The organism is Streptomyces sp. 8N114, from assembly GCF_052245835.1.
GTDB lineage: Bacteria > Actinomycetota > Actinomycetes > Streptomycetales > Streptomycetaceae > Streptomyces.
Map to the genome: position 1 here is coordinate 38,881 of NZ_JBQQBT010000028.1, position 26,020 is coordinate 64,900.

27 protein-coding genes and 1 tRNA gene are annotated in these 26,020 nt (G+C 70.4%); 12 read left to right on the top strand and 16 right to left on the bottom strand.

The features are described 5' to 3' along the window. Genes ACTWQF_RS32520 through ACTWQF_RS32535 form a run of 4 tightly spaced genes read left to right on the top strand, consistent with a single transcriptional unit; the run spans position 1 to position 3,009 of the window. Complete coding sequence (locus tag ACTWQF_RS32520) at positions 1–210, top strand: hypothetical protein (RefSeq protein ID WP_443283360.1); 210 nt, start codon at positions 1–3, stop codon at positions 208–210. After that, positions 207–908, top strand: a complete 702-nt coding sequence (locus ACTWQF_RS32525) for an aminodeoxychorismate/anthranilate synthase component II (protein ID WP_443283332.1) — start codon at positions 207–209, stop codon at positions 906–908. Before ACTWQF_RS32520 ends, ACTWQF_RS32525 begins: the two co-directional genes overlap by 4 nt. After that, complete coding sequence (locus ACTWQF_RS32530) at positions 905–2,167, top strand: class E sortase (RefSeq protein ID WP_443283333.1); 1,263 nt, start codon at positions 905–907, stop codon at positions 2,165–2,167. The genes ACTWQF_RS32525 and ACTWQF_RS32530 overlap by 4 nt, the downstream gene beginning before the upstream one ends. 59 nt (positions 2,168–2,226) lie before the next feature. After that, positions 2,227–3,009, top strand: a complete 783-nt coding sequence (locus ACTWQF_RS32535; RefSeq protein WP_443283334.1) for a class E sortase — start codon at positions 2,227–2,229, stop codon at positions 3,007–3,009. A 114-nt stretch (positions 3,010–3,123) separates the two neighbouring features. On the opposite strand, the gene pknB is transcribed toward ACTWQF_RS32535, so the two are convergent. The 6 genes from pknB to ACTWQF_RS32565 all read right to left on the bottom strand — a co-directional run bounded on the left by pknB (position 3,124) and on the right by ACTWQF_RS32565 (position 11,194). After that, positions 3,124–5,085, bottom strand: coding sequence for a Stk1 family PASTA domain-containing Ser/Thr kinase (gene pknB, locus ACTWQF_RS32540; RefSeq protein WP_443283335.1), 1,962 nt, complete (start codon positions 5,083–5,085; stop codon positions 3,124–3,126). A gap of 149 nt (positions 5,086–5,234) precedes the next feature. After that, positions 5,235–6,713, bottom strand: a complete 1,479-nt coding sequence (locus tag ACTWQF_RS32545; RefSeq protein ID WP_443283336.1) for a peptidoglycan D,D-transpeptidase FtsI family protein — start codon at positions 6,711–6,713, stop codon at positions 5,235–5,237. Then, complete coding sequence (locus tag ACTWQF_RS32550) at positions 6,710–8,128, bottom strand: FtsW/RodA/SpoVE family cell cycle protein (protein WP_443283337.1); 1,419 nt, start codon at positions 8,126–8,128, stop codon at positions 6,710–6,712. The genes ACTWQF_RS32545 and ACTWQF_RS32550 overlap by 4 nt, the downstream gene beginning before the upstream one ends. Before the next feature lie 14 nt (positions 8,129–8,142). Further along, complete coding sequence (locus ACTWQF_RS32555) at positions 8,143–9,828, bottom strand: Stp1/IreP family PP2C-type Ser/Thr phosphatase (RefSeq protein WP_443283338.1); 1,686 nt, start codon at positions 9,826–9,828, stop codon at positions 8,143–8,145. A gap of 21 nt (positions 9,829–9,849) precedes the next feature. After that, on the bottom strand, positions 9,850–10,356 hold the full coding sequence (locus ACTWQF_RS32560; RefSeq protein ID WP_433101690.1) for an FHA domain-containing protein FhaB/FipA: 507 nt from the start codon (positions 10,354–10,356) through the stop codon (positions 9,850–9,852). 10 nt (positions 10,357–10,366) lie between these two features. Continuing rightward, the gene (locus ACTWQF_RS32565; RefSeq protein WP_443283339.1) at positions 10,367–11,194 is read right to left on the bottom strand and encodes an FhaA domain-containing protein; all 828 of its coding nucleotides are present in this window, start codon (positions 11,192–11,194) and stop codon (positions 10,367–10,369) included. 439 nt (positions 11,195–11,633) lie between these two features. On the opposite strand from ACTWQF_RS32565, the gene ACTWQF_RS32570 reads away from it, so the two are divergent. After that, positions 11,634–11,717 (top strand) — tRNA-Leu (locus ACTWQF_RS32570). A 104-nt stretch (positions 11,718–11,821) separates the two neighbouring features. Here ACTWQF_RS32570 and ACTWQF_RS32575 read toward each other — a convergent pair. Further along, a complete protein-coding gene (locus tag ACTWQF_RS32575; RefSeq protein WP_443283340.1) occupies positions 11,822–12,478 on the bottom strand; it encodes an FMN-dependent NADH-azoreductase in 657 nt (218 codons plus the stop codon). A gap of 127 nt (positions 12,479–12,605) precedes the next feature. Between ACTWQF_RS32575 and ACTWQF_RS32580 the strand changes: the two genes are divergently transcribed. From ACTWQF_RS32580 to ACTWQF_RS32590, 3 genes are read left to right on the top strand one after another with little or no spacing between them, the layout of a single operon-like run. Beyond that, the gene (locus tag ACTWQF_RS32580) at positions 12,606–12,989 is read left to right on the top strand and encodes a winged helix-turn-helix transcriptional regulator (RefSeq protein WP_443283361.1); all 384 of its coding nucleotides are present in this window, start codon (positions 12,606–12,608) and stop codon (positions 12,987–12,989) included. A 52-nt stretch (positions 12,990–13,041) separates the two neighbouring features. Beyond that, on the top strand, positions 13,042–13,917 hold the full coding sequence (locus ACTWQF_RS32585) for a J domain-containing protein (RefSeq protein ID WP_443283341.1): 876 nt from the start codon (positions 13,042–13,044) through the stop codon (positions 13,915–13,917). Then, the gene (locus tag ACTWQF_RS32590) at positions 13,914–14,261 is read left to right on the top strand and encodes a rhodanese-like domain-containing protein (RefSeq protein WP_443283342.1); all 348 of its coding nucleotides are present in this window, start codon (positions 13,914–13,916) and stop codon (positions 14,259–14,261) included. The genes ACTWQF_RS32585 and ACTWQF_RS32590 overlap by 4 nt, the downstream gene beginning before the upstream one ends. Before the next feature lie 132 nt (positions 14,262–14,393). Here the strand turns inward: ACTWQF_RS32590 and ACTWQF_RS32595 are convergent, their stop codons facing one another. From ACTWQF_RS32595 to paaA, 6 genes are all read right to left on the bottom strand, one after another. Continuing rightward, positions 14,394–15,497 carry an acyl-CoA dehydrogenase family protein gene (locus ACTWQF_RS32595; protein ID WP_443283343.1) on the bottom strand — a complete coding sequence of 368 codons (1,104 nt, stop codon included), beginning with the start codon at positions 15,495–15,497 and terminating at the stop codon, positions 14,394–14,396. A 119-nt stretch (positions 15,498–15,616) separates the two neighbouring features. After that, on the bottom strand, positions 15,617–16,708 hold the full coding sequence (locus ACTWQF_RS32600; protein WP_443283344.1) for a 2Fe-2S iron-sulfur cluster-binding protein: 1,092 nt from the start codon (positions 16,706–16,708) through the stop codon (positions 15,617–15,619). Beyond that, the gene (locus ACTWQF_RS32605) at positions 16,708–17,370 is read right to left on the bottom strand and encodes a PaaD-like zinc ribbon domain-containing protein (protein WP_443283345.1); all 663 of its coding nucleotides are present in this window, start codon (positions 17,368–17,370) and stop codon (positions 16,708–16,710) included. The genes ACTWQF_RS32600 and ACTWQF_RS32605 overlap by 1 nt, the downstream gene beginning before the upstream one ends. Then, on the bottom strand, positions 17,364–18,086 hold the full coding sequence (paaC, locus tag ACTWQF_RS32610; protein ID WP_443283346.1) for a 1,2-phenylacetyl-CoA epoxidase subunit PaaC: 723 nt from the start codon (positions 18,084–18,086) through the stop codon (positions 17,364–17,366). The genes ACTWQF_RS32605 and paaC overlap by 7 nt, the downstream gene beginning before the upstream one ends. Continuing rightward, positions 18,083–18,367: a 1,2-phenylacetyl-CoA epoxidase subunit PaaB gene (paaB, locus tag ACTWQF_RS32615; RefSeq protein ID WP_443249889.1), complete on the bottom strand. Its 285-nt coding sequence runs from the start codon at positions 18,365–18,367 to the stop codon at positions 18,083–18,085. Before paaB ends, paaC begins: the two co-directional genes overlap by 4 nt. Before the next feature lie 3 nt (positions 18,368–18,370). Then, positions 18,371–19,438: a 1,2-phenylacetyl-CoA epoxidase subunit PaaA gene (gene paaA, locus ACTWQF_RS32620; protein WP_443283347.1), complete on the bottom strand. Its 1,068-nt coding sequence runs from the start codon at positions 19,436–19,438 to the stop codon at positions 18,371–18,373. Positions 19,439–19,674: 236 nt separating this feature from the next. Between paaA and ACTWQF_RS32625 the strand changes: the two genes are divergently transcribed. The 3 genes from ACTWQF_RS32625 to ACTWQF_RS32635 all read left to right on the top strand — a co-directional run bounded on the left by ACTWQF_RS32625 (position 19,675) and on the right by ACTWQF_RS32635 (position 22,483). Then, positions 19,675–20,313 carry a DUF5819 family protein gene (locus ACTWQF_RS32625; protein ID WP_443283348.1) on the top strand — a complete coding sequence of 213 codons (639 nt, stop codon included), beginning with the start codon at positions 19,675–19,677 and terminating at the stop codon, positions 20,311–20,313. Between the two features lie 17 nt (positions 20,314–20,330). Next, a complete protein-coding gene (locus tag ACTWQF_RS32630) occupies positions 20,331–21,650 on the top strand; it encodes an HTTM domain-containing protein (RefSeq protein ID WP_443283362.1) in 1,320 nt (439 codons plus the stop codon). Between the two features lie 98 nt (positions 21,651–21,748). Then, on the top strand, positions 21,749–22,483 hold the full coding sequence (locus ACTWQF_RS32635; RefSeq protein ID WP_443283349.1) for a TrmH family RNA methyltransferase: 735 nt from the start codon (positions 21,749–21,751) through the stop codon (positions 22,481–22,483). 115 nt (positions 22,484–22,598) lie between these two features. Here the strand turns inward: ACTWQF_RS32635 and ACTWQF_RS32640 are convergent, their stop codons facing one another. Next, positions 22,599–23,159: a bacterial proteasome activator family protein gene (locus tag ACTWQF_RS32640; RefSeq protein WP_443283350.1), complete on the bottom strand. Its 561-nt coding sequence runs from the start codon at positions 23,157–23,159 to the stop codon at positions 22,599–22,601. A gap of 30 nt (positions 23,160–23,189) precedes the next feature. Here ACTWQF_RS32640 and ACTWQF_RS32645 point away from each other — a divergent pair, with 30 nt between their 5' ends. Continuing rightward, positions 23,190–23,813, top strand: a complete 624-nt coding sequence (locus ACTWQF_RS32645; protein ID WP_443283351.1) for a hypothetical protein — start codon at positions 23,190–23,192, stop codon at positions 23,811–23,813. A gap of 898 nt (positions 23,814–24,711) precedes the next feature. Here the strand turns inward: ACTWQF_RS32645 and ACTWQF_RS32650 are convergent. Both ACTWQF_RS32650 and ACTWQF_RS32655 read right to left on the bottom strand, forming a co-directional pair. Then, the gene (locus ACTWQF_RS32650) at positions 24,712–25,695 is read right to left on the bottom strand and encodes an NAD(P)H-quinone oxidoreductase (RefSeq protein WP_443283352.1); all 984 of its coding nucleotides are present in this window, start codon (positions 25,693–25,695) and stop codon (positions 24,712–24,714) included. Between the two features lie 88 nt (positions 25,696–25,783). Then, positions 25,784–25,951 (bottom strand): hypothetical protein, encoded by a 168-nt coding sequence (locus tag ACTWQF_RS32655; protein ID WP_443249896.1) that lies wholly within the window; start codon positions 25,949–25,951, stop codon positions 25,784–25,786. Positions 25,952–26,020 lie beyond the last annotated feature (69 nt).

Below are 26,020 nucleotides of genomic sequence, written 5' to 3' on the forward strand. Positions count from 1 at the left end.
ATGTACGGCTGGATCTGGCGGCATCTGCCGGGCAACGTGTACGTACGCGCACTGATTTCGGTGGTGCTGGTGGTCGGGGTCGTCTTCCTGCTTTTCCAGTACGTCTTTCCGTGGGCGGAGCCGATGCTCCCGTTCAACGACGTGACGGTGGACGGCGCGGCCGGCCACGTCACCGGGCTCACCGGCACAGTCCCCGGAGGTACGGCGTGAGCGCCCGCATCCTGGTCGTCGACAACTACGACAGCTTCGTCTTCAACCTCGTCCAGTACCTCTACCAACTCGGCGCCACCTGCGAGGTGGTGCGCAACGACGAGGTCGAGCCGCAGCACGCCGAGGAGGGTTTCGACGGCGTACTCCTCTCCCCCGGCCCCGGCGCGCCCGAGGAGGCCGGGGTCTGCATCAGCATGGTGCGGCACTGCGCGGCCCGCGAGATCCCGGTCTTCGGCGTCTGCCTCGGCATGCAGTCGATGGCCGTCGCCTACGGCGGTGTCGTCGGCCGGGCCCCGGAACTGCTGCACGGCAAGACCTCGGTGGTCTCCCACGAGGGTGCGGGCGTCTTCGACGGGCTGCCCTCGCCCTTCACCGCGACGCGCTACCACTCGCTGGCCGTACGCGGCACGCTCCCCCCTGAACTGGAGATCACCGCCTGGACGGCGCCCGGCGGCGAAACGTCCCTCCTTGCCCCCCTTCGGGGAGGAGGGGCCGACGGTGCCGATCTGGTGATGGGGCTGCGCCACCGCGAGCTCCCGGTCGAGGGCGTGCAGTTCCACCCCGAGTCCGTCCTCACCGAGGGCGGCCACCGGATGCTGGCCAACTGGCTGGTGCGGTGCGGGGACGCCGGGGCCGTGGAGCGCTCCGCCGGACTGGGGGTGCCGCGCGGAGTCGGATTCGGGACGGTCAGCGGGTGACGACGGGCCACGGTGACGGCACGGGGGCGGGAGGGTACGGCTCCGACTCGGAGTACGACCCGTACCGTGCGGCCGTCGACGCCCTCGCCGACCCGCTCAACGACCCCCTTCCGGGCCAGCAACCGCAGCAGCAGCAGCCGCCGCAGCCGGAGGTGACGCCACAGCCGGGCCCGGTGGCGGCTGACGCCCGGTACGGGGCCGAGGCGGACCAGGAGCCCGCTTGGTACGCGGCGGCACCGCACGAGGCGTACAGCGAGCCGTACCAGCCGTACGAGGCGTACGCGGAGCCCGTACAGCCGCAGCCGCAGACGTCCCCGCGCTTGGCGCAGGAGGCGCCCGCACAGCCCGTACAGACGCCGCAGTCGCCCCCGCAGCAGTTCGGGCAGGAGCCCGACTTCGGCCGGACGGAGGACGGCAGCACCGTGCGGCTGCGGAGGCCGCACCTGGAGGAGTGGGCGCGCCGGACCGGCGTCGAGACGCCCCGCACACGCACGCGCACGCACACCGAACGCCCGCCCGGACCCTCGCGGCTGGAGGCACGCAGGGCGGCCCGTGCGCTGCGGCCCGGGCCCGGCATCATCGCCAGTCGTGCCATCGGCGAGGTCTTCATCACCTGCGGTGTGCTGATGCTCCTCTTCGTCGCCTATCAGCTGTGGTGGACCAATGTCCTCGCCAACCAGCAGGCGGGCGGCGCCACCGACCAGCTCCACAAACAGTGGGACGAGCACAAGCCGGGTGACGGCACGGATCCCGAGCGCAAGGCCGGTGCCTTCAAACCGGGCGAGGGCTTCGCGATCATCCACATGCCGAAGATCGACGTCACCGCGCCGATCGCCGAGGGCACCTCCAAGGCGAAGGTGCTCGACAAGGGCATGGTCGGCCACTACGACGAGAAGCCCCTGAAGACGGCCATGCCGTGGGACAAGAAGGGCAACTTCGCGCTCGCCGGGCACCGCAACACCCATGGCGAACCGTTCCGCTACATCAACAAGCTGAAGTACGGGGATGTCGTCGTGGTGGAGACGCAGTCCAAGTACTACACGTACAAGGTGACGCGCCAGCTCCCGTCCACCTCCCCGTCCGACACGGGGGTCATCGGCCCGGTTCCGCCGAAGTCGGGCTACACGAAGCCCGGTCGCTACATCACGCTGACCACCTGCACACCGGAGTACACCTCCAAGTACCGTCTGATCGTCTGGGGCATCATGGTGGACGAACGTCCGCGCAGCAAGGGCAAGCCGGACGCGCTCGTCGACTGAACCCCGACGACGGGCGGGCCCGGGGTGGTGACCAGAGAAAGCGGCGGAGGCGGCAACAGGTGAGCGAGGGCGAGCGGAACTCTTCCGTCGAGGAGACCGCCGAGGAGGCGGAGTTCACCTCCGGCGAGGGCTCCGGTGCTTCTGACAGCGCAGGTTCCTCGGAGCCGGTGCGCCGGGGGCTGATAGCCGGCGCGGTCGGCGTCTTCGGTGAACTCCTCATCACCGCCGGGCTGGTGCTCGCGCTGTTCGTCGTCTACTCGCTGTGGTGGACGAACGTACTCGCCGACCGGCAGGCCAAGAAGGAGAGCGACCGCGTCCGCGAGCACTGGGCGGCCGACCGCGGTCCCGGAAACCTCGACACCCGGGACGGCATCGGCTTCCTGCACGTACCGTCGATGTCGTCCGACGACATCCTGGTCAAGAAGGGCACCGACCCCAAGGAACTGAACCAGGGCATCGCGGGCTACTACACCAAGCCCGTCAAGTCCGCCCTCCCGCAGGACCAGTCCGGCAACTTCTCCCTCGCCGCGCACCGGGACGGGCACGGGGCGAAGTTCCACAAGATCGACAAGATCGACAAGGGCGATCCGGTCGTCTTCGAGACGAAGAACACCTGGTACGTGTACAAGGTGTTCAAGACCCTGCCGCAGACGTCGAAGTACAACGTCGATGTGCTGGACCCGATCCCGAAGGGCTCGGGCGTGAAGCAGCGGGGCCGCTACATCACCCTCACGACGTGCACGCCCGTCTACACCTCGCGCTACCGCTACATCGTCTGGGGCGAGTTGGTCCGCACGGAAGACGTCGACGAGGACCGCACGCCCCCTGCGGAGATTCGTTGACCGAGCGCGGGGGTTGAGGGGCTCCGCCCCTGGACCCCTTCGTCTCAGGGGATGAGGGGGCGAAGCCCCGAAGGCGGCCTCAGCAACAACGTCCGGCCCTCAACGGCGAAGCCCTCAGTTGCGGAGGCCGCCGACGAAGCCGCCGTCGTCGCCACCGCCGCCGTCGCCCTCGTCGGGGCCGCCGGGGCGGGTCATGATGTCGACCTTGTCGCCCTTCATGCCCTGAGAGTTGGGGGCCGGGGTGGTGGTCACGACGAGTGCGTTGGGGCCTTGCTGTCCATGGATGGTGCCGACGGTGAAACCGGCGTCCTGGAGGGCCTTCTTGGCGTCCTTGAGCTTCTGGTTGGTGACGTCCGGCACGGTGGCGGGCTCGTCGGCGGGCGCCTTGGCGACGGTCAGCGTGACGGTGCTCTCCTCCGCCCGCTTGGTGCCCGGCCCCGGGTCCTGCTTCAGCACGGTGCCGGCGGCCTTGGTCTCGTCGTCCTGTTCGGTCTTGGAGACCTTGAAGCCGAGCGCTTCGAGCTGGGACTTGGCCTTGTCGTAGGGCTGGTCGACCACGTTGGGCACGGTGGGCCGGGACTCGGTGGCCACGGTCAGCGTGACCGTGGAGCCCTTCTTGGCCTTCTCACCTGCGCCGGGGTCCTGGCCGATGACCGTACCGGCCTGCTGGTCCTCGGACTCCTGCTGCTTCTTGGCGACCTTGAAGCCCGCCTCTTGGAGCTTCTGCTTGGCGTCGGCGTAGACATCGCCCTCGACGCCCGGAACGCTGCGGGGCGCCTTGTCCCGCGGTCCCTTGGACATGATCATGTTGACGCTGGTGTTGGGCTCGACGCTCTCGCCGACCCCCGGGTCCGTCTTGCAGACGGTGCCCTTCTTCTCGTCGCAGAAGATGCTGTCGCCCTTGGTGGCCTTCAGCCCGGAGTTGCCGATCTGTTCCTCGGCCTCGGAGGCGGACAGCCCTGTGACGTTGGGCACATCCACATTGTTGTTGGGCGAGTCGAGCAGTGCCTTGCCGACGAAGATCGCGCCGACGAGCACCAGGATCACGGCGAGCGCCAGCAGGATGGTCGACCACGGGTTCCTGCCCCTGCGACGGCCGTGCTGATCGTCGTAGTAGCCGCCGTCCTCCGAGCGCATCGGCGGCAGCATGGAGGTCTGCGGCTCCTGGGCGCGCAGTGCCGTGGTGGGCTGGTCCTCCGGGTAGCCGCCGGCGCCCATCGCGGCGGCGGCGACGGGCTGGCCGTCCAGGCACGCCTCGATATCGGCGCGCATCTCGTCGGCGCTCTGGTACCGGTAGTCCGGGTCCTTGACGAGCGCCTTCAACACGATCGCGTCCATGGCGGGCGAGATCTCGGGGTCGAAGGCGCTGGGCGGCTGCGGCTCCTCCCGTACGTGCTGGTAGGCGACCGCGACCGGGGAGTCGCCGACGAACGGCGGCCGTACGGTCAGCAGCTCGTACAGCAGACACCCGGTGGAGTACAGGTCGGAGCGGGAGTCGACGGTCTCGCCCTTGGCCTGCTCGGGCGAGAGGTACTGGGCTGTGCCGATCACAGCGGCCGTCTGCGTCATCGTCATACCGGAGTCGCCCATGGCCCGCGCGATGCCGAAGTCCATGACCTTGACCTGGCCGTTGCGCGTCAGCATGACGTTGGCGGGCTTGATGTCGCGGTGGACGATGCCGTTGCGGTGGCTGTACTCCAGCGCCTGGAGGATGCCGACGCACATCTCCATGGCCCGCTCGGGCAGCAGCTTACGGCCGGAGTGCAGCAGCTCACGGAGCGTGGAGCCGTCCACGTACTCCATGACGATGTACGGGATGGAGACCCCGTCCACGTAGTCCTCGCCGGTGTCGTACACCGCGACGATCGCCGGGTGGTTCAGCGAGGCGGCCGACTGGGCCTCACGGCGGAAGCGGGCCTGGAACGACGGATCGCGGGCGAGGTCGACGCGGAGCGTCTTGACCGCGACCGTACGGCCCAGCCGGGTGTCCTGGGCGAGGTAGACCTCGGCCATGCCTCCGCGGCCGAGCACCGAGCCCAGCTCGTACCGGCCGCCTAGGCGACGCGGCTCTTCCATAGTCTCCAGCCCTCTCCGGTCTTCCGTGCCGCGGCGCGTGGAAGCGGCTTGCGACACGGCGGTGTGCTGCTCGGCATACGGTACCCGCCACAGGGTGCGTGCCTGATGTGGCCGTGGTGACCGGGCTCACCTGATGCTGCTGGTGTGCGTCACTGCTTCCCGTCGAGGACGGCCTCCATCACGCTCTTGGCGATGGGGGCTGCCAGCTTGCCGCCTGCGATGTCGCTGCGGAGTGTGTCGGAACTCTCCACCACGACAGCGACAGCGACAGGAGATCCGTCACTCGTCTTCGCATACGAGATGAACCAGGCGTACGGATTGTCTTTGTTGTTCTCGCCGTGCTGTGCGGTACCGGTCTTGCCACCGACCGTGACGCCGGGGATCTTGCCCGACTCTCCGGTGCCCTTCTCGACGACCGTCTCCATGGCCGACTGAAGCTTCTGCGCATTCTCCGGCGAGACCGGCTGGCTCAGCTCCTTGGGCTTGGTCTGTTCGACCACGTTCAGGTTCGGCGCCACGAGCTGGTCCACCATGTAGGGCTTCATCAGCTTGCCGTCGTTGGCGACGGCGGCGGCGACCATGGCCATCTGGAGCGGAGTGGCGCGGTTGGACGCCTGGCCGATGCCCGCCATGGCGTTCTGCGGCTGGTTGTCCTTGGGGTAGATGCTGGACGCCGGGCGGACCGGGGTGTCCTGCGAGTCGTCGTTCTGGTCGCGGTTGAAGCCGAACTTCTCGGCCTCCTTCATCATCTCGTCGTTGCCGAGCTGGTCGCTCATCTTGGCGAAGACGGTGTTGCAGGACCACTGGAGCGCGACGCGGACGGAGGCGTTCTTGCAGGCCGGGTTGTTGCCCTCGTTGCCCAGGTTCTTGGTGGTCTGCGGCAGCCGGTACGGGTCCTCGGAGTCGGTCTTGGAGTCGAGGTCGTACTTGCCGCTCTCCAGGCCCGCCGCCGCGGTGACGACCTTGAACGTGGAGCCGGGCGGGTAGGTCTGCCGCAGCGCCCGGTTGAGCATCGGGTCGTCTTCGTTGTTCTTCTTCTGCAGCCCGTTGAACGCCTTGCTGTCCTTCTTGCTGGTGCCGGAGAAGGCGGACGGGTCGTAGGAGGGCTTGTTGGCCAGCGCGAGGATTGCGCCGGTCTTCGGGTTGATCGCGGCGACCGCGCCCTTCTTGTCACCGAGCCCGTCGTAGGCGGCCTTCTGGGCCTTGGCGTTGAGCGTCGTGACGACGTTGCCGCCCTTCTGCGGCTTGCCGGTGATCATGTCGATGGTGCGGTTGAAGAACAGCCGGTCGTCGTCGCCGGTCAATATCGGGTCGTACAGCTTCTCCAGCTGGTTGGCACCGAACGCCTGCGAGGCGTAGCCGGTGACCGGCGACCACAGCTTGCCGTTCTTGTAGGTGCGCTTGTACTTGAAGTCGTTGCCGTTGACGACCGTGGAACCGGTGACCGACTTGCCGTCGACGATGATGTTGCCGCGCGGCTGGGCGTAGCGCGCGATGTCGACCCGTCTGTTCTTCGGGTCGGTCTTGAGCTCGTCGGCCTGGACGAACTGCAGCCAGTTGGTCCGTACGAGGAGGGCCAGAACCAGCAGACCGCAGAAGATCGCGATGCGGCGCAGGGGCTTGTTCACGGTCGGACCACCTGAGTCATCTCGGCGTCGGGTGACGGGGCGGGCGCGGGCGCCGGACGGCGGGCGGTGTCGCTGATCCTGATCAGGATGCCGAGCAGTGCCCAGTTGGCGAGCACCGAGGAGCCGCCGGAGGCCAGGAACGGCATGGTCATACCGGTCAGCGGGATCAGGCCCATCACGCCGCCCGCGACGACGAAGACCTGGAGCCCGAAGGCGCCCGAGAGGCCGACCGCCAGCAGCTTGCCGAACGGGTCACGGGCGGCGAGCGAGATGCGGACCCCGCGCTCGACGATCAGCCCGTAGATGACGAGAACCGCCATCATGCCGGTCAGCCCGAGCTCCTCGCCGACCGTGGCGAGGATGAAGTCGGAGTTGGCGGCGAAGCCGATGAGGTCCGAGTTGCCCTGGCCCCAGCCGGTGCCGAGCACCCCGCCGGAGCCGAATGCCCACAGGGCCTGGGCGATCTGGTCGCTCTGCGCCATCGTCTCCTTGGCGAAGGGGTGCAGCCACGCCTGGACGCGGTCCTGCACATGCGGCTCGAACGTGGCCACCGCCGTGGCACCGCCCGCCGACAGGAGCAGACCGAAGACGATCCAGCTCGTGCGCTCGGTGGCGACGTACAGCATGATCACGAAGAGGCCGAAGAAGAGCAGCGAGGTGCCCAGGTCCGTCTCGAAGACCAGGATCATCAGGCTCAGCGCCCAGATGACGAGGATCGGCCCAAGGTCCCGGCCACGCGGCAGATACAGCCCCATGAAGCGGCGGGAGGCCAGCGCCAGCGCATCGCGTTTCACCATCAGATAGCCCGCGAAGAAGACCGCGAGGATGATCTTCACGAACTCGCCGGGCTGGAGGTTGATGAAGCCCAGGTTCACCCAGATCCGGGCGCCGTTCACCGGCGGGAAGAACATCGGCAGGATCAGCAGCACCAGGCCGACGGCCATGGAGATGTAGGTGTAGCGCTGCAGCACCCGGTGGTCCTTGAGGAACATCAGGATCGCCACGAACAGCGCCAGCCCGATCGCCGAGTACAGCAACTGCTTGGGGGCGTCCGGGGTGAAGGCGCCGAACAGGTCCTCGGCGCGCTGCTGCAGCCGCTCCGACTGGTCCAGCCGCCAGATCAGCACCAGGCCGAGCCCGTTGAGCAGGGTCGCCAGCGGCAGCAGCAGCGGGTCGGCGTACGGCGCGTACCGGCGCACCACCAGATGGCCGACTCCCGCCAGCAGCACCATCCCGCAGCCGTAGCCGAGCATGCCCGAGGGCAGCTCGTCGTGGATGGCCAGCCCCACGTTGGCGTACGCGAAGACCGGGACGAGCACCGCGAAGATGAGCATCGCCAGCTCGGTGTTGCGGCGGCTCGGCAGTCCGCCGGAGGACACGGTGGTGTTGCTGCCCGTGTTGGTGAGGTTGCTCATGCCTGTGCCGCCCCCTACGGCCCGGTGCACTGCTTGGCCAGCTCCTGCTGCTTCTCCGTGAGCTTGGGGCTCGGCGAGGGAGTGCTGGAGGCGGCGTCAGTGGTGTCGTTGGTGGAGCCGGAGGTGAAGGCGGCGTTGTGGGCGGTGCCCACACTGGCGGTGCCCTGGCCGACGCCCGCGGTACCGGTGCCCGTGCCGGCGGTGCCGGTGCCGGTACCGCCGTTGGTGGCCGCGTCACCGGGCGTGTTCTGCTCGTCCTTGCGCTGCTTCTCGGAGTCCTTGTTCCCGCCCTTGTCGCCGGGCTCCTTGGGCTGCTTCTTCTCCTCGGCGACGATCTTGCAGACCTTCGCCTGCTCGCTCAGCTCGTCCAGCTTGTCGCGGGCCTCGCCCCGGCTGCCCATCGCGATCGTCTCGCGGAGCTCCTTGCGCTGGAAGCCGGGCAGGTACTTGAGTTCGATCTCGGGGTGGTCCTGGTCGACCTTGTGCAGCTTGACGCCTGCCAGCTCCTGGTTGATGCCGCGGTAGAGGGCGACGTGGTCCTCGTTGGAGCCGACGTAGTACTGCGTCTGCGTCCAGCGGTAGCCGCCGTACAGTCCGCCGCCGGCCACGGCCAGTGCCAGCGCGATCCACAGCGAGCGCTTGAGCCAGCGCCCCTTGGCCTTGCCGGGCTTGGCGAAGTCCGCGTCGGTGTAAGGGCCGAAGGCTCCGGGGGGTGCCCCCGGGTCGGCGTTCGGGGGGCCGAACCCTTCCGGAGCGCCGGGCTGGCCCTGCTGCGGCACTCCGCCGCCGCGCCCCAGTTCGGCGGCGCGGGCCGCGGGGGTGCTCCGGGCCGCGCTGTCGCCGCCCAGCGGCTGCTGGCTCTCGGCGACCGCGCCCACGATGATGGGGGTGTCGTTGAGCTGGCCGTGCAGGGTGTCCTCGGGGCCGAGGGCGTCCACGTCCAGCACATCGGCGACGATGCAGGTGATGTTGTCGGGGCCGCCGCCGCGCAGCGCGAGCTGGATCAGCTCCTGCACGGTGTCCTGCGGGCCGTGGTAACTGGCCAGCGTCTCTTCGATCGTCTGGTGCGAGACGACCGCCGAGAGCCCGTCCGAGCACAGCAGATAGCGGTCGCCGGCCCGTACTTCGCGGATCGACAGGTCCGGCTCCACATGGTCGCCGCTGCCCAGCGCCCGCATCAGCAGCGAGCGCTGCGGGTGCGTGGTGGCCTCTTCCTCGGTGATCCGGCCCTCGTCCACCAGCCGCTGCACCCAGGTGTGGTCCTGGGTGATCTGCGTGAGCTGGCCGTCCCGCAGCAGATAGGCGCGGGAGTCGCCGACGTGTACGAGGCCGAGCCGCTGGCCCGTCCACAGCAGCGCGGTCAGCGTGGTGCCCATGCCCTCGAGCTGGGGGTCCTCCTCGACCATGACGCGCAGTTGGTCGTTGGCGCGCTGCACGGTCGTACCGAGGGAGGTGAGGATGTCCGAGCCGGGGATGTCCTCGTCGAGCTGGACCATCGCTGAGATCACCTCGGAGGAGGCGACCTCGCCGGCGGCCTGGCCGCCCATCCCGTCGGCGACCGCGAGCAGCCGTGGACCGGCGTAGCCGGAGTCCTCGTTGTGCTCGCGGATCATGCCGTCGTGTGATCCGGCGGCAAAGCGCAGTGACAGGCTCATGTGCACCTCGCCCGTCGGCTCCGGGTACATCCGCACGGTGCCCACCCTCCGGTCGTCATGTCGGTACTACTTCCGCAGCTCGATGACCGTCTTGCCGATACGGATCGGCGCTTCGAGCGGGATCGGCGTCGGTGTGGTGAGCCGGGTCCGATCGAGATAGGTGCCGTTGGTCGACCCGAGATCCTCGACGATCCACTTTCCGTCACGGTCCGGGTAGATCCTGGCATGCCGGCTGGACGCGTAGTCGTCGTCCAGCACGATCGTGGAGTCGTGCGCGCGGCCCAGCGTGATGGTCTGCCCCTGGAGGGCCACGGTGGTGCCGGTGAGCGACCCCTCGGTGACGACCAGTTTGCTGGGAGCGTTCCGGCCGCGCCCGCGCCTGCCGCCGCCCTGCGGGGGCTGCTGGGGCTGGGGCCGCTGCGCGGGGCGCTGTGCTTCGGCACGCCGGGCGGTGCGCTGAGTCACCCTGGTGCCGAACAGGTCACTTCTGATGACCTGGATGGACACGATGACGAACAGCCACAGTACGGCGAGAAACCCCAACCGCATGACCGTGAGGGTCAGCTCTGACATTGCCCCCGCTTCACCCTTCGGCTTGCCGGTAAATGATCGTGGTACTGCCCACGACGATGCGTGAGCCGTCGCGGAGCGTAGCGCGCGTGGTGTGCTGTCCGTCTACCACGATTCCGTTTGTGGAGCCCAGATCCTGGATCGAGGAGGGGTTTCCCGCGCGGATCTCGCAGTGGCGGCGCGAGACCCCGGGGTCGTCGATCCGCACGTCGGCCTCCGTGCTGCGGCCGAGCACCAGGGTCGGGCCGGAGATCTGGTGGCGGTTGCCGTTGATCTCGACCCAGCGTCGCGTCTCGGTGCCCGGCAGCGGTCCCGCACCGCCGGACGGACCCGGCGCGTAGGTGGGCGGGGCCGTGGGCGCGGGCGGCGCCGAAGCGGGCGGCGGCGGATAGCCAGCACCCGCACCCGCACCGCCGTATCCGGCGCCGGCCTGCGCCGGGCCACCGCGCTGCTGCGGCTGGGAGGTGCTGGAGGCGAGGGTGCGGCTGCGTACGCGGTAGAGGCCGGTGTCGAGATCGTCGGCCTTCTCCAGATTGACCTTGATCGGACCCATGAACGTGTAGCGCTGCTGCTTGGCGTAGTCCCGCACCATGCTGGCGAGTTCGTCGCCGAGCTGGCCCGAGTACGGGCTGAGCCGCTCGTAGTCCGGCGGGCTGAGTTCGACGACGAAGTCGTTGGGGACAACTGTGCGCTCGCGATTCCAGATCGTCGCGTTGTTGTCGCACTCCCGCTGGAGGGCGCCCGCGATCTCAACGGGTTGCACCTCGGACTTGAACACCTTCGCGAAGGTGCCGTTCACGAGACCCTCGAGTCGCTGCTCGAACCGCTTCAGTACTCCCACGACGCACCTCCTTCCCAGATGCTCTCCGACCTAGTGCCTGCTTCGTGCCTAGTGCCTGGTGCCTGCTCGCATGTCTGCTTCGTGCCCGGTGCCGTGCTTCGTACCTGTTTCCCAGTGTCCCCGGGATCCGGGCACGACGCTTCTGCGGTACTGCTTACTGATCGTATCCACGCGCGAGGAAATCGACTGGTTCCCCACCGGGGCCCGGTGCTCAAGTGTTGCCCCTCACAGTGGTCCGCGCGTGCCCCCGCCCACAGTCGCTCGTACCGCTCTACACCCTCGCATGGATAGTAGAGCGCCTGCGCTGGGTCCCGCACCGAGTGTCCTGCGGAGGGGGTCCGAGCAGGGGCGGAATACGGATGTGAGTCCACCCCGGACAGCGTGCTAATCTTCTGGATGTCGGCAGGCGCCCGCACCGGGCGGAGCGACAACACCCAATGCGCGGGTGGCGGAATAGGCAGACGCGCTGGATTCAGGTTCCAGTGTCCGAAAGGACGTGGGGGTTCAACTCCCCCCTCGCGCACAGAAGAAGGCCCCCACCGGGTTCCGGTGGGGGCCTTATCTCTGTCTGCTCACAGTGTTCGCGCCGTGACCCTTCGCGTTGTGGTCCCGGGCGAACCTGTGGTCTCAGGCGGCGAGCTGGGCCGCGAGGGTCTTGCCGCGGGCCTGGGCCGCCTCGTGCGCCTTGGCGCGGGACTCCTTGGCCAGGTCGATGAGCTGTTCCATGCCGGGCGTCGTCTCGGCCAGCGTGAGCTCCGGCACGATGAACTCGACATCCAGCCCGAGGGTGCCCTCGCCCAGCAGCTTCTCCAGGTAGGGCAGTACGAACTCGAAGCTCTCGCGCGGGGTGCCCGGGCCGTAGCCGCCGCCGCGGCTGGCGACCACCGTGGCCGGCTTGCCGGCTGCGGTCGGGTTCTCCGTGCCGGCGGTGCGGCCCATGATGATCACGTGGTCCAGCCACGCCTTGAGGGTCGAGGGGATCGTGTAGTTGTACATCGGGGCGCCGATCAGCACCGCGTCCGCCTGCTCCAGCTCGGTGGCCAGCTGGTCGCGCGGTGCGAAGGCGGCAGCCTGCTCAGCGGTGTGGTTCTGGGGAGGTATGAAGCCTGCGGCCGCGGCCACGTCCTGCAGATGCGGGATCGGGTCGGCGTTGAGGTCGCGGTAGATCACCTTTCCGTCCGGGTGCTGGGCCTCCCATGCCTCGCGGAAGGAGGCGGTGACGGAGCGGGAGGCGGAGGCACCGTCCGGGTGGACCGAGGTGTCGATGTGCAGGAGGGTGGCCATGGGGGGACTCCTAGTGATTCGTAAGCTGTCGAACTTTCCGACGTAACTAGGTATAACACAGCTACTTACTTTTCTGCACCTACTTGCCCTCACGCAGTACCCTGGTGGCATGTCAGAGCTTGGAGAGATGCGCGACCTGCCGCCGGAGCGCGCCACGGCCGCTGCGGTCTGCACCGAGCCGGAGAGCGCCATAACGCGCGTCTTCCACCTGCTCGGCAAGCGGTGGACGGGGCTGATCCTGGCTGCGCTGATGAGCGGCCCGGGACACTTCGCCGAGCTGCGCCGTGCCGTACCGGGCATCAGTGAGCGGATGCTCTCCGACCGGCTCACCGAGCTTGCGGCCTTCGGCCTGGTCTCCCGGTCCGTCGAGGAGGGGCCGCCGCTGCGGGTGAGCTACAGCCTCACCGACTCCGGGCACGCCCTGCGGCCCGCCATGGTCGAGCTCACGCGCTGGGCGGACAGTCACCTTCCGCGGTCGGCCGCTTCCTGTCCGGAGGCGTTTCGGGAGTGACCGGAGGTGTTCCGGGGGTGGGTCGGGGCGCCGCGGTCGTAGGGTGGTGGCGATGAACGCCAACTCCCCCGCCGAGGCGAGCGAAGACCCGAAGGCGAGCGAAGACCCGACGGTGAGCGAAGGCCCGACAGCACGCGAAGAGCCCGGCACCGAGCGCCTCGAGAAGGCGGTGCGGGCCGCGGAGACCGCACTGATCGAGTACGAGATCGCGGTCGAGACCTTCCGGGTCGAGGTGGAGAACTTCTCCCGGCTGCACCACCAGCGGCTCGGCCCCGTCTACGCCCGGCTCGACGAGCTCGACGCGCAGATCGCCGAGGCGATCGCGGCCCGTACCGGGGACCCCGAGGACATCCGCAAGGCCGACGCGGCACGTGGCGCCGTGCTGCCGATGCCGAAGGTCGATGAGCTCTTCTTCGGCTGGATCGACTCGAACGGCATGCTCCCCGAGGCCCAGGCGATGCTCAACGAGCAGCCCGTCAGCCCTCCGAGCCGGGTACGGCCCAGCGAGGAGGCCCGTAAGGCGTATCGGGACCTGGTCCGCAAGGCACACCCCGACCTCGCCCAGGACGACGCGGAGCGCGAGCGGCGGGAGGCGTTCCTCGTGCGGGTGAACAAGGCGTACGCGGAGGGTGACGCGCCCGCGCTCGCCGCGCTCGCCGCGGAGTGGGAAGCGGGCCCGCTGCCCGAACCCGTGGCCGAACTGCTGCGCAGCGAAGAGCTGTACGCGCGGCTGGAGTGGCTGGCGCAGCGCAAGGAGATGCTCGCCGGGATGGCCACGGAGCTGGAGGAGAGTGCGATCGGGGCAATGCTGAAGCTGGCGCCCGACGACCCCGACGCGCTGCTGGAAGAGATCGCCGAGCAACTGCTCGGGCAGGTGGCCGAGCGCGAGCGCGAGCTCGCCCGGCTGAGAGAGGGAGAGCAGGAATGAACGCCCTTCCCGGGCAGGTGCCGCAGACGGACGCCGCCTCCGTACCGGCCGACGCGCTGCTGCTGGACGTCCGCGAGGACGACGAGTGGGCCGCCGGGCGGGCTCCCGGCGCCGTGCACATTCCGATGAGCGAGTTCGTCGCGCGGCAGGGCGAGCTGACCGAACGGCTGGGCGAGGGCGAGCGGGTGTACGTCGTCTGCCGCGTCGGTGGTCGTTCGGCGCAGGTCGCGGCCTACCTCGCCCAGCAGGGCGTGGACGCGGTCAACGTCGACGGCGGCATGCTCGCCTGGCATGCCGCGGGGCGCCCCCTGGAGGGCGACACGGAGTCGGCTTTCGTGCGGTAGGGCAGGGGTTGCGCCCCGAAGGGGCGCGGGGAACTGCGCGACCAGCCACAACAAACCCGAAGTCCGCGGACGGCGGGCAGGGGCACCCTCTCATCGGAGAAGATGCGCGGGGCAAACCCTGTGGCCGACTGGTCAATTGGTGGCGAGGAGGTCCGCGAGGACTTCCTCATGGGCGGCTGCCGGGCCACAGGACAGCTCCCATTGCTTGGCCCATGCATGAAAGCGGTGCAGGGGGTAGTCGGTGTCGGCGCCCATGCCGCCGTGCAGATGCTGGGCCGTCTGCACGACTCTCCGTACCCCGTCGGCCGCCCACATCTTGGCGACCGCCACGTCGACCGGGTCGAGACGCCAGGCAGCCTGCCAGAGGGTGGCCTCCATCGCGCGCAGATCGATGTAGCGGTCGGCCGCCTGGACGGCCACTGCCTGGAACGTGGCGACGGGGAACCCGAACTGCTCGCGGTGGCTGACGTATTCGCTGGTCATCTCCAGCACCCTGCTGCCCAGGCCGAGCGCCAGCGCACAGGTGCCGGTGGCCAGCAGTCGGTGCAGCCGGCCGGGAGCCTCCGGGTCGTCGATGACGTCGCGCGACGGTACGCGTACCGCTTCCAGCGTCATCTCCGCGTAGCGCTCGCCGTTGGTTGACGCCTGCTCGGCGAGGGAGACGCCCTCGGTGCCGGGCGCCAGGAACGCCAGCAGCGGGCGGCCCTCGGCCGTGTGTGCCGGGACGAGGGTGAGGTCCGCGGTGGCCGCCCACGGTACGGCCGTCTGTATTCCGTCCAGCACCCAGCCGTCCCCGCCGGGCGCCGCGCTCGCCGTCACGGCGTGCTCGGCGGGCTCATGGCCCGTACGTCCCTGCCCGGCGACCGTGACCACCAGTTCGCCCGCCGCGATCCGGGGCAGCAGCGCGGCGCGCGACTCCTCGGGGCCGTACGTGGCGAGGGCCAGGGCCGCCGCGCTGGTCTCCAGCAGTGGTACGCGCGCCAGCACGCGGCCCGCCTCGCGCAGCACCAGGCACAGCGCCACCGGGTCGAGCTCCAGGCCGCCGTACTCGCGGGGTACGGCGAGACCGAGCAGGTCGGAGTGCGCCAGCCGCTGCCACAGCGCCCGGTCGAAGTCGTCGGCGACCGCTCCCTGTGTCAGCGCCGGGCTGTCCACGGCGTCGGGCGACACCTGTGAGAAGACGGACTTGGCGGCTTCCTGGGCCGCCTGCTGCTCTTCGCTGAAGCTGAAGTCCATGGCGTTCTCCCCGGGGTGCTGCCCTTGAACGGGATCGCTGAACTGACGCCCCGTCAGGCTAGGGGTGGACGCCTGAACTCGCCAGAGGGCGGACTTCACCGGGGGCGGCGCCTCGGCCCTCATGCGTCGAAATCGACCTCCACCTTCGCGGTGAGCGGATGCGACTGGCACGCCAGCACATACCCCGCGTCCAACTCCTCCGGTTCCAGCGCGAAGTTGCGGTCCACATGGATCTCCCCGCCGAGCAGCCGGGCCCGGCAGGTGCCGCAGACCCCTCCCTTGCAGGCGTACGGGGCGTCGGACCGGTTCCGCAACACCGTCTCCAGCAGCGTCTCCCCCTGGCTCGCGGGCCAGCTGCCGCCGCGGCCGCCCAGGGTGGCGCTCACCGTGGCGGAGCCGGACATCGCCCGGGCGCCCGGCGGCGGTGCGGACGCGGCCGCAACAGCCGTGTCGGCGTGGAAGATCTCCTGGTGGACGCGGTCCCTGGGCACGCCCAGCGCCCGCAGCGCCTCGGTCGCGCCCTCGACCAGCCCCAGTGGGCCGCACAGATACCAGCCATCCGTCTCCCGTACCCCGGACTCGGAGAGGAGGGCGGGCAGCAGCGCGGTGAGCCGCTCCGTGTCCAGCCGGCCGGAGGGCAGCCCGCTGTGCTGCTCCTCCCGGGAGAGGGCCGTCACCAGGTGGAAGCGGTCGGGGTAGCGGTCCTTGAGGTCGGCGACCTCCTCCAGGAACATCGTCGAAGCCGTGGTGCGGTCGCTGCGTATCAGGCAGAAGCGGGCGGCCGGTTCGCGGGCCAGCAGCGTGCCGGCCATGGACAGCACGGGCGTGATGCCGCTGCCGCCCACTACCGCGGCGAACCGGCCCGGGCGGGGCTGCAGTACGAAGCGGCCGATGGGCGGCAGCACTTCGACGGTGCTGCCCTCGGTCAGCTCCTTGAGCGCGTACGTGGAGAACAGGCCGCCCTCCACCAGCCGGATACCTACCCGCAGTGACGGGGGACGGGACCGGGCCGGGTCGCACAGCGAGTAGGTGCGGCGGATCTCCTCACCTCGCTCGTTCACCCGCCGCAATGTGAGGTGCTGGCCGGGGGCGTGGCCGAAGGTCTCGCGCAGCTCGGGCGGGACGTCGAGGGTGAGCGCGGCCGAGTCGTCCGTCAGCCGCTCGACCGAGCGGACGCGCAGTGGGTGGAAGGTCGGCACTGTCGGCACCATCAGACCTCCTTGAAGTGGTCGAACGGCTCCCGGCAGTCGGTGCAGCGGCGCAGCGCCTTGCAGGCCGTGGAGGAGAACCGGCTGAGCAACTCCGTTTCGGCAGAACCGCAGTGCGGGCAGCGCACCGGCTCCGGCTCCTGCGCGGAGGGCGGCGGCGCGGAGGGCTGGGGTGCGGAGGGCTGGGGTGCGGCAGGCGGCGTGGAGGGCTCCGGCGCCGACGGTTGGGGCGCCGAGTGCTGCGGTGGCCGGGGGGCTGTATGCCGGGTGGGGGAGAGGCCCACCAGGACCGGCCCGGCGGCACGGGCTCCGGCGCGGGGTGGCGCGATGCCGTGCTCGGCGAGCTTGCGGCGGCCCTCCGCGCTGATGTCGTCGCTGGACCAGGGCGGCGCGAGCACCGTACGGACCTCGACCCGCTCGGCGCCGGCTTCTTGGCGCAGCACCCGTTCGATGTCGGCCGCCATCGCCTCGATCGCCGGGCAGCCGGTGTAGGTGGGGGTCAGCTCGACCATTACATGTCCGGGCTCGGGCTCCACCACGCGGCGCAGCACGCCCAGCTCGCCGAGGCTGATCACCGGCAGCTCCGGATCGGGCACGGATCCGGCCAGCTCGGTGAGGGACGCGGTACGGGAGCGGCGTCCGGCGGCGGTTGACGGCATCACCATGTCGCCCCCGGGTGGCTGCGGTGCAGATGCTGCATCTCGGCGAGCAGCCGGCCGAACGGCTCCGTGTGCAGCCCCTGGCGGCCCGCACCGGCGGACCAGGCGCCCTCGCTCGGGCCCTCCGGGACGGTGAGCCCGGCGTGGGAGAAGACCTCATGGATGCGCGCGGTCCACTCCTCGGTCAGCTCCTGCCAGTTCACCTCCAGGCCCTCGATCGGCTGGAACAGCTCGCCCGTGTACCGCCACAGCGTGTCGGCGGCGCGCTGGGTGCGGGCGTGGCTCTCCTCCGTGCCGTCGCCCAGCCGCAGCGTCCACTGCTCGGCGTGGTCGCGGTGGTAGGCCGTCTCGCGGACCGCCTTGGCCGCCAGCGGGAGTACCGGTGACAGTTGGGCGTAGAGCGGCAGTTGGTAGGTGGAGAAGTAGAGCTGCCTCACGATGGTGTGCGCGAAGTCGCCGCATGGCTGCTCCACCAGCTGGCAGTTGCGGAAGGCGCGTTCCTCCCGCAGGAAGGCGATCTCGTCCTCGCTGCCCAGCACGTCTGCGAGCCCGGCGTAGAGCGCGCGGGCCTGGCCCAGCAGATCCAGCGCGATGTTGGCCAGCGCCACCTCCTCCTCCAGAACGGGGGCGTGGCCCGCCCATTCGCCGAGGCGGTGGGAGAGGATCAGCGCGTCGTCGCCGAGGGGGAGGGTGGCCAGGGCCGGCGGTGCTGTGGCCGTCACAGGTTCCGCACCCCTTCCGGGACCTCGTAGAACGTCGGATGGCGGTAGGGCTTGTCGGCGGCGGGCTCGAAGAAGGGGTCCTTCTCGTCCGGCGAGGAGGCGGTGATCTCGCTGGAGGGCACCACCCACAGGGAGACGCCCTCACTGCGGCGGGTGAACAGGTCCCGTGCGTTGCGCAGCGCCATCTGGGCGTCCGGCGCGTGCAGGCTTCCCGCGTGGGTGTGCGAGAGGCCGCGCCTGCTGCGTACGAAGACCTCCCACAGGGGCCAGTCGGCGCTCATGGCTCAACTCCTCGCTGTCCGGGGGGCGGACGTCCGGTCCTGGGCCGCGCGGGCTGCCTGTTTGGCGGCGTGCGCCGCGGCTGCCTCACGGACCCAGGCGCCGTTCTCATGGGCCGTACGGCGCTGATTCAGCCGTTGTTCGTTGCAGGGGCCGTTGCCCTTGAGCACCTCGCGGAACTCCTGCCAGTCGATGGCGCCGAAGTCCCAGTGACCCCGCTCCTCGTTCCAGCGCAGCTCGGGGTCGGGCAGGGCGAGGCCTAGCGCTTCCGCCTGCGGGACGCAGATGTCCACGAAGCGCTGCCGCAGCTCGTCGTTGGAGTGCCGCTTGATCTTCCATGCCATGGACTGGGCGCTGTGTGCCGACTCGTCGTCCGGCGGGCCGAACATCATCAGCGACGGCCACCACCAGCGGTCCACCGCGTCCTGCGCCATCGCGCGCTGCGCCTCGGTCCCGCGGGACAGGGCAAGCAGCAGTTCGTAGCCCTGGCGCTGGTGGAAGGACTCCTCCTTGCAGATCCGGACCATGGCGCGGGCGTACGGGCCGTACGAGCAGCGGCACAGCGGCACCTGGTTGGTGATGGCGGCGCCGTCCACCAGCCAGCCGATGGCGCCGACGTCCGCCCAGGTCAGCGTGGGGTAGTTGAAGATCGAGGAGTACTTCTGGCGGCCCGCGTGCAGCTTGTCGAGCAGTTCGTCGCGCCCCGTGCCCAGCGTTTCGGCCGCGCCGTAGAGATACAGGCCGTGGCCCGCCTCGTCCTGCACCTTGGCCATCAGGATCGCCTTGCGGCGCAGGGAGGGGGCGCGGGTGATCCAGTTGGCCTCCGGCTGCATGCCGATGATCTCGGAGTGCGCGTGCTGGGCGATCTGGCGGACGAGGGTGGAGCGGTAGGCGTCCGGCATCCAGTCCCGGGGCTCGATGCGCTCGTCGGCGGCGACGGCCGCGTCGAAGACGGCCTGCAGGGCGCGTTCGGCCTCGGGGTCCGCCGTACGCCCGGGTCCGGCCGGGTCCGGCGCCCCGGCCGCGCCCCTCCCCGCTCCGTGGCCGTGCGGCGGCGATGTCACCGATGTCATACGTGCCCCCTGATCCCTCGGCGTCCAGCCGACCGACCGATCGTTCGGTTCAAGCATGGGCGCGGGTCCCGGGCCTGTCAAGGGCGAATGCCGCGGACCGGCGGGGCCAGCCGCCCCCGCCCCAGTACCCTCTGAGAGTCTCTGAGGCGGACCGGCCCGGTCATGGGCATGGAGAACATGGGGAGCAGGGGTAGGGCATGGAGCCAGCGGCGCACCAGGCGCCCGGGGGGGAAGGCATGCGCGGGATCGCCGCGCTCTCGCTGCCCGCGCGGATCTTCGTCGCGATAGCCGTGGCCGTCGTCACGGTCGGGATCGCGTTCCACGTGGCGATGGTCTTCTTGCAGACGGCCCCGGACAACACCATCAGCAAGCGGCACGGGGAGCTCGTCGACTCGTACGTCCTCCCGGAATTCGAGCGCAACTGGAAGCTGTTCGCCCCCAACCCCCTCCAGCAGAACGTCGCGGTTCACGCCCGCGCGACCGTCGCCAAGGAAGACGGCACCACCGCCACCACCGGCTGGGTCAACCTCAGCGCCATGGACGGCGAGGCCATCCACGGCAATCCGGCCCCCAGCCACACCCAGCAGAACGAGCTGCGCCGCGCCTGGGAGTTCTACGTCGACAACCACGACGAGAGGGGCAAAGCCTTCGGTCTGCGCGGACGGCTCTCCGAGCAGTACATCAAGCGGATCGTGATGCGGCGCTTCGGGCCCGAACTCAACGGTGGCAGCGTCGAGCGCATCCAGGTGCGCTCCGCCGTCACCCCGGTCGCCCCGCCCGAGTGGAGCGACGAACGGTACGTCGTGAAGACCAGGTACACCGTGCAGCCCTGGTGGCAGGTCACCAGCGCCGACCTTCCGGGAGGCGGCAAGTGACGGACGAGGGACGGTACATGGGGATCGACGGACCGCGCGCGCGGATCGAGCGGTGCGTCTCGCGCGGCCTGACCAGGATCACCGCACAGGCGCTCGGCCCCTACCAGACGGCGATCGTCCGGATCGGGTTCGGCGCCGCGTGGCTGTTCTTCCTGCTGCGGGAGTGGCCGCACCGGCAGGAGCTCTACGGGCCGGACAGTCCGTGGACCTGGGGGCTGGCCCGGCAGCTGATCGAAGACAACGACGCCTTCACGGTTCTGATGTGGTCCAGCAGCAACAGCTGGTTCCAGCTCGTCTATCTCGTCGCTGTTGCGGCTTCCGTCGCCGTGCTGCTCGGCTGGCACACCAGGGCCGCCACCGTGCTGTTCATGGTCGGGGTGCTCTCGCTGCAGAACCGCAGCGTCTTCATGGGTGACGGCGGGGACAACGTCATCCATCTGATGGCGATGTACCTCGTCTTCATCCGCTGCGCGCAGGTGTGGTCCCTGGACGCCCGGCGGGCCAAGCGCGCCCGGGAGCGCCGGGAGGCGGCCGCGGATCCCCAGGAGGCGACGGGGGAGGGCCGGGAGGCACTCACCGAGGGCGACGAAGCTCCCGTGCGAGCCGACGTCGACGCCGTGGCCGGTGCCGGGGGCGTGGTGCTGTGGACGGTGTTCGGCGCCGTACTGCTGGGCAGCACCGTCGCGGGCGGTTTCAGTACCGGCTGGGCCGTCTTCTACTGGGCGCTGTGGGCAGCGCACGGACTGTGGTGGGCCGTGAACCGGGCAGCGGCGCGCGGCGGTGCGACGGTGCGGGAGATGCGCGACGTGTGCGACATCCTCGCCAATCTGGCACACAACGCCGTGCTGCTCGTCATCATGATCGAGGTCTGCCTGGTCTACTCGACGGCCGGCTGGTTCAAGATCCAGGGCACCCGCTGGCAGGACGGCACCGCCGTCTACTACCCCATGAACCTGGACTACTTCACGCCCTGGCCGGAGCTGAGTCACCTGCTGGCGGGCAACGGCGTGATGGTCTTCCTGGCCACCTACGGCACCGTCGCCCTCCAGGTCGCCTTCCCCTTCACGCTCCTCAACCGGCGGGCGAAGAACGTGCTGCTGACCTTCATGATTCTGGAGCACCTCAGCATCGCCGTCCTGCTCGGACTGCCGTTCTTCTCGCTGGCGATGATCGCGGCCGACGCGGTGTTCCTGCCGACGGCCTTCCTGGTGTGGTTCGGCCGCCACTCCGCAGCGCTGGGCGGCCGGGTACGCGGCCTGCTGCCGGGCGGCGGCCCCAGAGCGCCCCGGCCCGTGCCGGAGGCGGCTGACGAGGCGGCCCCGAAGGTTTCCGCGTAAGCGCAGATTCCGCGTAGGCGCAGTTCGCGTATGCGAGCCCGTCCGGTGGCCGGAGAGCGGGCCGGTGACGGGGTTCCGGCGGCCGTAGGGTTGGCCGGGTGACGGGTGAGACGGCTGAGAGCCAGTGGGTGCGGTATGCGGCGGAGGGCGTGCTGCTGGACGGATTCCACGCGCTGAAGCACGCGCTGCGGTTCGGTGCGCGGGTGCCGGTCGCGCTCACCACCGACCGGGGCGCCGCGCTCGCGCTCGCTGAGGAGCTCGCGCCCGATCTGACCGGCACGCTCGACGAACTGCTGGGCGAGGTTCCCGGCACGACACTGCGCGCCCTGGTGCCCCGCCCGCACCCCACGGGCGTTGCGGCGCTCGCGCTCCGGGACGCCGTTACGCTCCCGGCGGCACCCGACCGGGAGGGGCCGCTCGTCGTCCTCGACAACCCGCGCAACCTCGGCAACGTAGGAGCCGTCGTACGGCTGGCTGCGGGCGCGGGCGCCGGCGGGGTACTCACCACCGGTGACGTCGACCCCTGGCACCCGGCGGCGGTACGGGCGGGCGCCGGACTGCACTTCGCCACCCCGGTCGAACGGCGCCCGGTGGCCGAGCTGCCGGACGGCCCGCTCCTCGCCTTCGATCCGGAGGGCGCCGATCTGCGCTCCGTGACCCTGCCCGCCGGGGCGATGCTGGCCTTCGGCTCGGAGCGGCGCGGGCTCTCGGCCCAGATGCGCGCCCGTGCCGACCGCCTGGTCGCCCTCCCGATGCGCCCCCAGGTCTCCAGCTACAACCTGGCCACCAGTGTGGCGATGGCGCTGTACCACTGGCTGGCCCGCCCCAGCTGACGTACGCATTCCACAGGCGGCGGGCGAGGCGGCCGAGCCGGCGACCGGCCGAGGCGGGTGAGCGGCCGAGTCGGCGAGCGGCCCGGTGGACCAGGCGGCCCAGTGGCTCAGCGGTCTACAGGTAGGGGCCGCCCGTGCGGTGGTGCGCCTCGCCGGCCTGGCCCTCGTCCGGCATGGCGCCGGGCGGCAGCGCCCTGCGCATCTGCTCCAGCTGCGCGCGAGCCGCCATCTGCTGGGCGAACAGCGCGGTCTGGATGCCGTGGAAGAGTCCCTCCAGCCAGCCGACCAACTGGGCCTGTGCGATGCGCAGCTCGGCGTCGGTGGGGGTGGATCCCTCCGTGAAGGGGAGGGAGAGCCGCTCCAGCTCCTCGATCAGCTCAGGTGCGAGCCCGTCCTCCAGCTCCTTGATCGAGCTGGTGTGGATCTCCTTCAGCCGCGCCCTGCTGGCCTCGTCCAGCGGTGCTGCCTTCACTTCCTCGAGCAGCTGCTTGATCATGCTGCCGATCCGCATGACCTTCGCGGGTTGTTCCACCATCTCCGTCACGGGGACCTCAGCCTGCTCATCGCCCTCGCCGTCGCCGTTGCCCTTGGCGGTACCCCCGAGAGCCATTCCGTCCGGCCCCACGACCAGGACCTGCGGGCTCTCCTGCGACTTCTCGTTGCTCGGCTGTGTCATGCCTCCCATTCTGCATCCGTCAGGTGACCGGTGCCGAGCGAGGGCGGAACGTCAGCGGCGGCGCAGCCGCAGGGCAAGGAAGGCGAGTCCCAGCCCCATGAGCGTCATGCCCGTGCCGAGCGGCAGTACGGGCAGCACCTGCCCGGACGGCCGGGTGGCGACGCGGTCGTCCCGCCCGTCGGCGTCCCCGGGGCTCGCATCGTCGGACGCGTACAGGTCGTGCTTGCCGATCGCCTGCCCGGACGGGCGCGGTGCCGTGGGGTTCCCGAAGGCCGACGGGGGCTGCAGGGCGGACCGGTGATCCGGGCTGCGGGTGTGGTCGCGCCGCTCGTCCCGGCGCTCCTCGTGCTGCCGCCGCCGTTGCTGTTGCTGCTCGCTTTCTCGCCGTTTCTCCCGCCGCGGTTCTTCTTGCCGCTGTGCCTCTTTTTGTCGCTGTGCTTCTTTTTGTCGCCGTGTGTCTTCTTGTCGCCGTGCCTGTTGTCGCCGTGTCTCTTCCTGTCGCTGTTCGTCGTGGCGCCGTTTGTCTTCTCTCTGTTTCCGTTGCCGCTGTTCGCGCCGCTGCTGTTCCCGCTGCTGGGCGTCGCGGGCCTCTTGTGCTTCGCGCTCTCGGCGCGCCTCCTGGCGCTGCTCGTGGCGCTGCTCCTGACGCTGTAGGGCCTCTTGCCGCTCGTGCTGCTGCTGCCGCTGCTGCTCCCGTTGCTCGGCGTCCTTTTCCCGCTCCTCTTGGCGCTGCTCTTCCTCGCGCCGCTCTTCCTGGCGCCGCTCCTCCTGGTGGCGCTGCTCCCGTCGCCGCTTGCTCTCTTCCTCCTGGTCGGCTCGCTCCTGGTGCCATTTGCCGTCGTCGGGCGTCTGGGTATCCAGGCTGCTGCGCTCCGAGGGCTGGGAGTCCGGCTCAGGAGGTCCAGGAAGTTCGGGGGCTTCGGGGGGACCGGGGAGCGTGGGGGGATCGGGGAACTTGGGAGGGTCGGGGACCTCAGGCGGCTCGGGTGGCTGGGGTGGTGCCGGCGGCTGGGGCGGCGCGGGTGGCCCGGGCGCTCCGGATGGTCCTGCTGCCTCCGGGAGGGGTGCCCAGGTGCGGGTGCCAGGGTTCGTGGCCGGGGGCGTCAGGCTGGGGGTCGCGCTCAGGGTGGCTCCGGAGGGCAGGGCACCCGGGGACAGGGTTTCGGAGGCCACCGGGGCAGCCGCAGTCTCCTCCTGGTCCCTCCCGGGGCCCGGATGGTCCCCCGCAGTGGCGACAGGCGCGGGAACAACAAGAAGAGCGCAGGTCAACAAGGTGACAGCGGTGCTCCGTCGCTGGGTTTGCCGCACGACCGTGACCCTTCCGAGCTGGATGGTCCGCAGACCTGACCAGCGTCACATGAAGGAATAAGATCGGCATTTCGGACAGGGGGAACGGGTGACGGAGCGCGCCGTACGGAGGAGTCGGGCGCGGAGAAAGCGGCACGGAGAAAGCGGGACGGGGCGGGAAGCGGCCACGAACGCGTCGGCCCCGCCCCCCACCACCGGAAGGCGGCCAGGAGGGCGGGGCCCGCGGCGGGACCCGCGGCGGGCGTCAGCCGGCCGTGGTCAGCAGGATCTTGCCGATGTGGGTGCTCTCCTCCAGCGTGCGGTGCGCCCGGGGCGCCTCCCGCATCGGAACCGTACTGTCGATCACCGGGCGCATCCGGCCGTCCGAGAGCAGCGGCCACACGTGTTCCCGTACGGCTGCCACGATCGCCGCCTTCTCGGCGGGGGGCCGCGCCCGCAGCGAGGTGGCCGTCACCGCGCCGCGCTTGGCCAGCAGCGCGCCCAGGTTCAGCTCGCCCTTGGTGCCGCCCTGCATTCCGATGACGGCCAGCCGGCCGTTCACCGCGAGGGCCCTGATGTTGCGCTCCAGGTACTTGGCGCCCATGTTGTCGAGGATGACGTCGGCGCCCGCTCCGTCGGTCGCAGCGCGCAGCTCCTCGACGAAGTCCTGCTCCCGGTAGTTGATCAGGATGTCGGCACCCAGCTCGGCGCACCGCTGGAGCTTCTCGGCCGTGCCCGCCGTCACCGCGACCCGCGCGCCCACCGACTTGGCGAGCTGTACGGCCATGGTGCCGATGCCGCTGGAGCCGCCGTGCACCAGCAGGGTCTCCCCCGGGCGCAGATGCGCCACCATGAAGACGTTCGACCAGACCGTGCAGGTGACCTCCGGCAGGCCGGCCGCTGCCGCGACGTCGAGGCCGTCCGGTACGGGCAGCAGCTGACCGGCCGGCACCGCGACCTTCTCGGCGTAGCCGCCACCGCCGAGCAGCGCGCACACCTTGTCGCCGACCGCCCAGCCGGACACCCCGGGGCCGAGGGCCGAGATCCGGCCCGCGCACTCCAGGCCGGGGTAGGGGCTCGCTCCTGGCGGTGGATCGTAGAAGCCCTGACGTTGCAGGGTGTCCGCGCGGTTGACGGCGCTCGCTACGACATCGACGAGGACTTCGCCCTCCCCGGGCTCGGGGTCCGGGACCTCGGCCCAGACCAGCGCCTCGGGGCCGCCGGGTTCGGGAATCGTGATCGCATGCATACGGCCGACGCTACCCGCACCGCCCCGCACCCCGGCCCGGGCGGCACCGGCCCGGGCGGCGCACTCCTTGCGGGACGCGGATGGCCGGTCAAGCCGCGTAGGTGAAGCGGAGCTTCTGGTCCGGGGTCGGTACATACGCCTGGTGGCAGCCGGTGCAGAACCAGAACCAGGAGTCCTCCTTGCCGGGCCCCGTCTCGCGGGTGTCCTTCCACAGGAGGCGGTCGGGACAGTTGGGGCAGGTGGGCGGCGGGTCCATCGCGTCATCGTCACGCGCCGGTCCCGCCGCGGCCCGCCAGGCACACCGCCGTCACCTGAAGAGGTGAGA

Excerpts from the sequence above, each read along its gene's own strand:
- ACTWQF_RS32550 (WP_443283337.1), bottom strand. The coding sequence starts at position 8,128 with ATGAGCAACCTCACCAACACGGGCAGCAACACCACCGTGTCCTCCGGC.
- pknB (WP_443283335.1), bottom strand. The coding sequence starts at position 5,085 with ATGGAAGAGCCGCGTCGCCTAGGCGGCCGGTACGAGCTGGGCTCGGTG.
- ACTWQF_RS32590 (WP_443283342.1), top strand. The coding sequence starts at position 13,914 with ATGAACGCCCTTCCCGGGCAGGTGCCGCAGACGGACGCCGCCTCCGTA.
- paaA (WP_443283347.1), bottom strand. The coding sequence starts at position 19,438 with ATGACATCGGTGACATCGCCGCCGCACGGCCACGGAGCGGGGAGGGGC.
- ACTWQF_RS32655 (WP_443249896.1), bottom strand. The coding sequence starts at position 25,951 with ATGGACCCGCCGCCCACCTGCCCCAACTGTCCCGACCGCCTCCTGTGG.
- ACTWQF_RS32605 (WP_443283345.1), bottom strand. The coding sequence starts at position 17,370 with ATGGTGATGCCGTCAACCGCCGCCGGACGCCGCTCCCGTACCGCGTCC.
- paaB (WP_443249889.1), bottom strand. The coding sequence starts at position 18,367 with ATGAGCGCCGACTGGCCCCTGTGGGAGGTCTTCGTACGCAGCAGGCGC.
- ACTWQF_RS32585 (WP_443283341.1), top strand. The coding sequence starts at position 13,042 with ATGAACGCCAACTCCCCCGCCGAGGCGAGCGAAGACCCGAAGGCGAGC.
- ACTWQF_RS32560 (WP_433101690.1), bottom strand. The coding sequence starts at position 10,356 with ATGTCAGAGCTGACCCTCACGGTCATGCGGTTGGGGTTTCTCGCCGTA.
- ACTWQF_RS32650 (WP_443283352.1), bottom strand. The coding sequence starts at position 25,695 with ATGCATGCGATCACGATTCCCGAACCCGGCGGCCCCGAGGCGCTGGTC.
- ACTWQF_RS32640 (WP_443283350.1), bottom strand. The coding sequence starts at position 23,159 with ATGACACAGCCGAGCAACGAGAAGTCGCAGGAGAGCCCGCAGGTCCTG.
- ACTWQF_RS32630 (WP_443283362.1), top strand. The coding sequence starts at position 20,331 with ATGGGGATCGACGGACCGCGCGCGCGGATCGAGCGGTGCGTCTCGCGC.
- ACTWQF_RS32580 (WP_443283361.1), top strand. The coding sequence starts at position 12,606 with ATGCGCGACCTGCCGCCGGAGCGCGCCACGGCCGCTGCGGTCTGCACC.
- ACTWQF_RS32520 (WP_443283360.1), top strand. The coding sequence starts at position 1 with ATGTACGGCTGGATCTGGCGGCATCTGCCGGGCAACGTGTACGTACGC.
- ACTWQF_RS32600 (WP_443283344.1), bottom strand. The coding sequence starts at position 16,708 with ATGGTGCCGACAGTGCCGACCTTCCACCCACTGCGCGTCCGCTCGGTC.
- ACTWQF_RS32595 (WP_443283343.1), bottom strand. The coding sequence starts at position 15,497 with ATGGACTTCAGCTTCAGCGAAGAGCAGCAGGCGGCCCAGGAAGCCGCC.
- ACTWQF_RS32625 (WP_443283348.1), top strand. The coding sequence starts at position 19,675 with ATGCGCGGGATCGCCGCGCTCTCGCTGCCCGCGCGGATCTTCGTCGCG.
- ACTWQF_RS32575 (WP_443283340.1), bottom strand. The coding sequence starts at position 12,478 with ATGGCCACCCTCCTGCACATCGACACCTCGGTCCACCCGGACGGTGCC.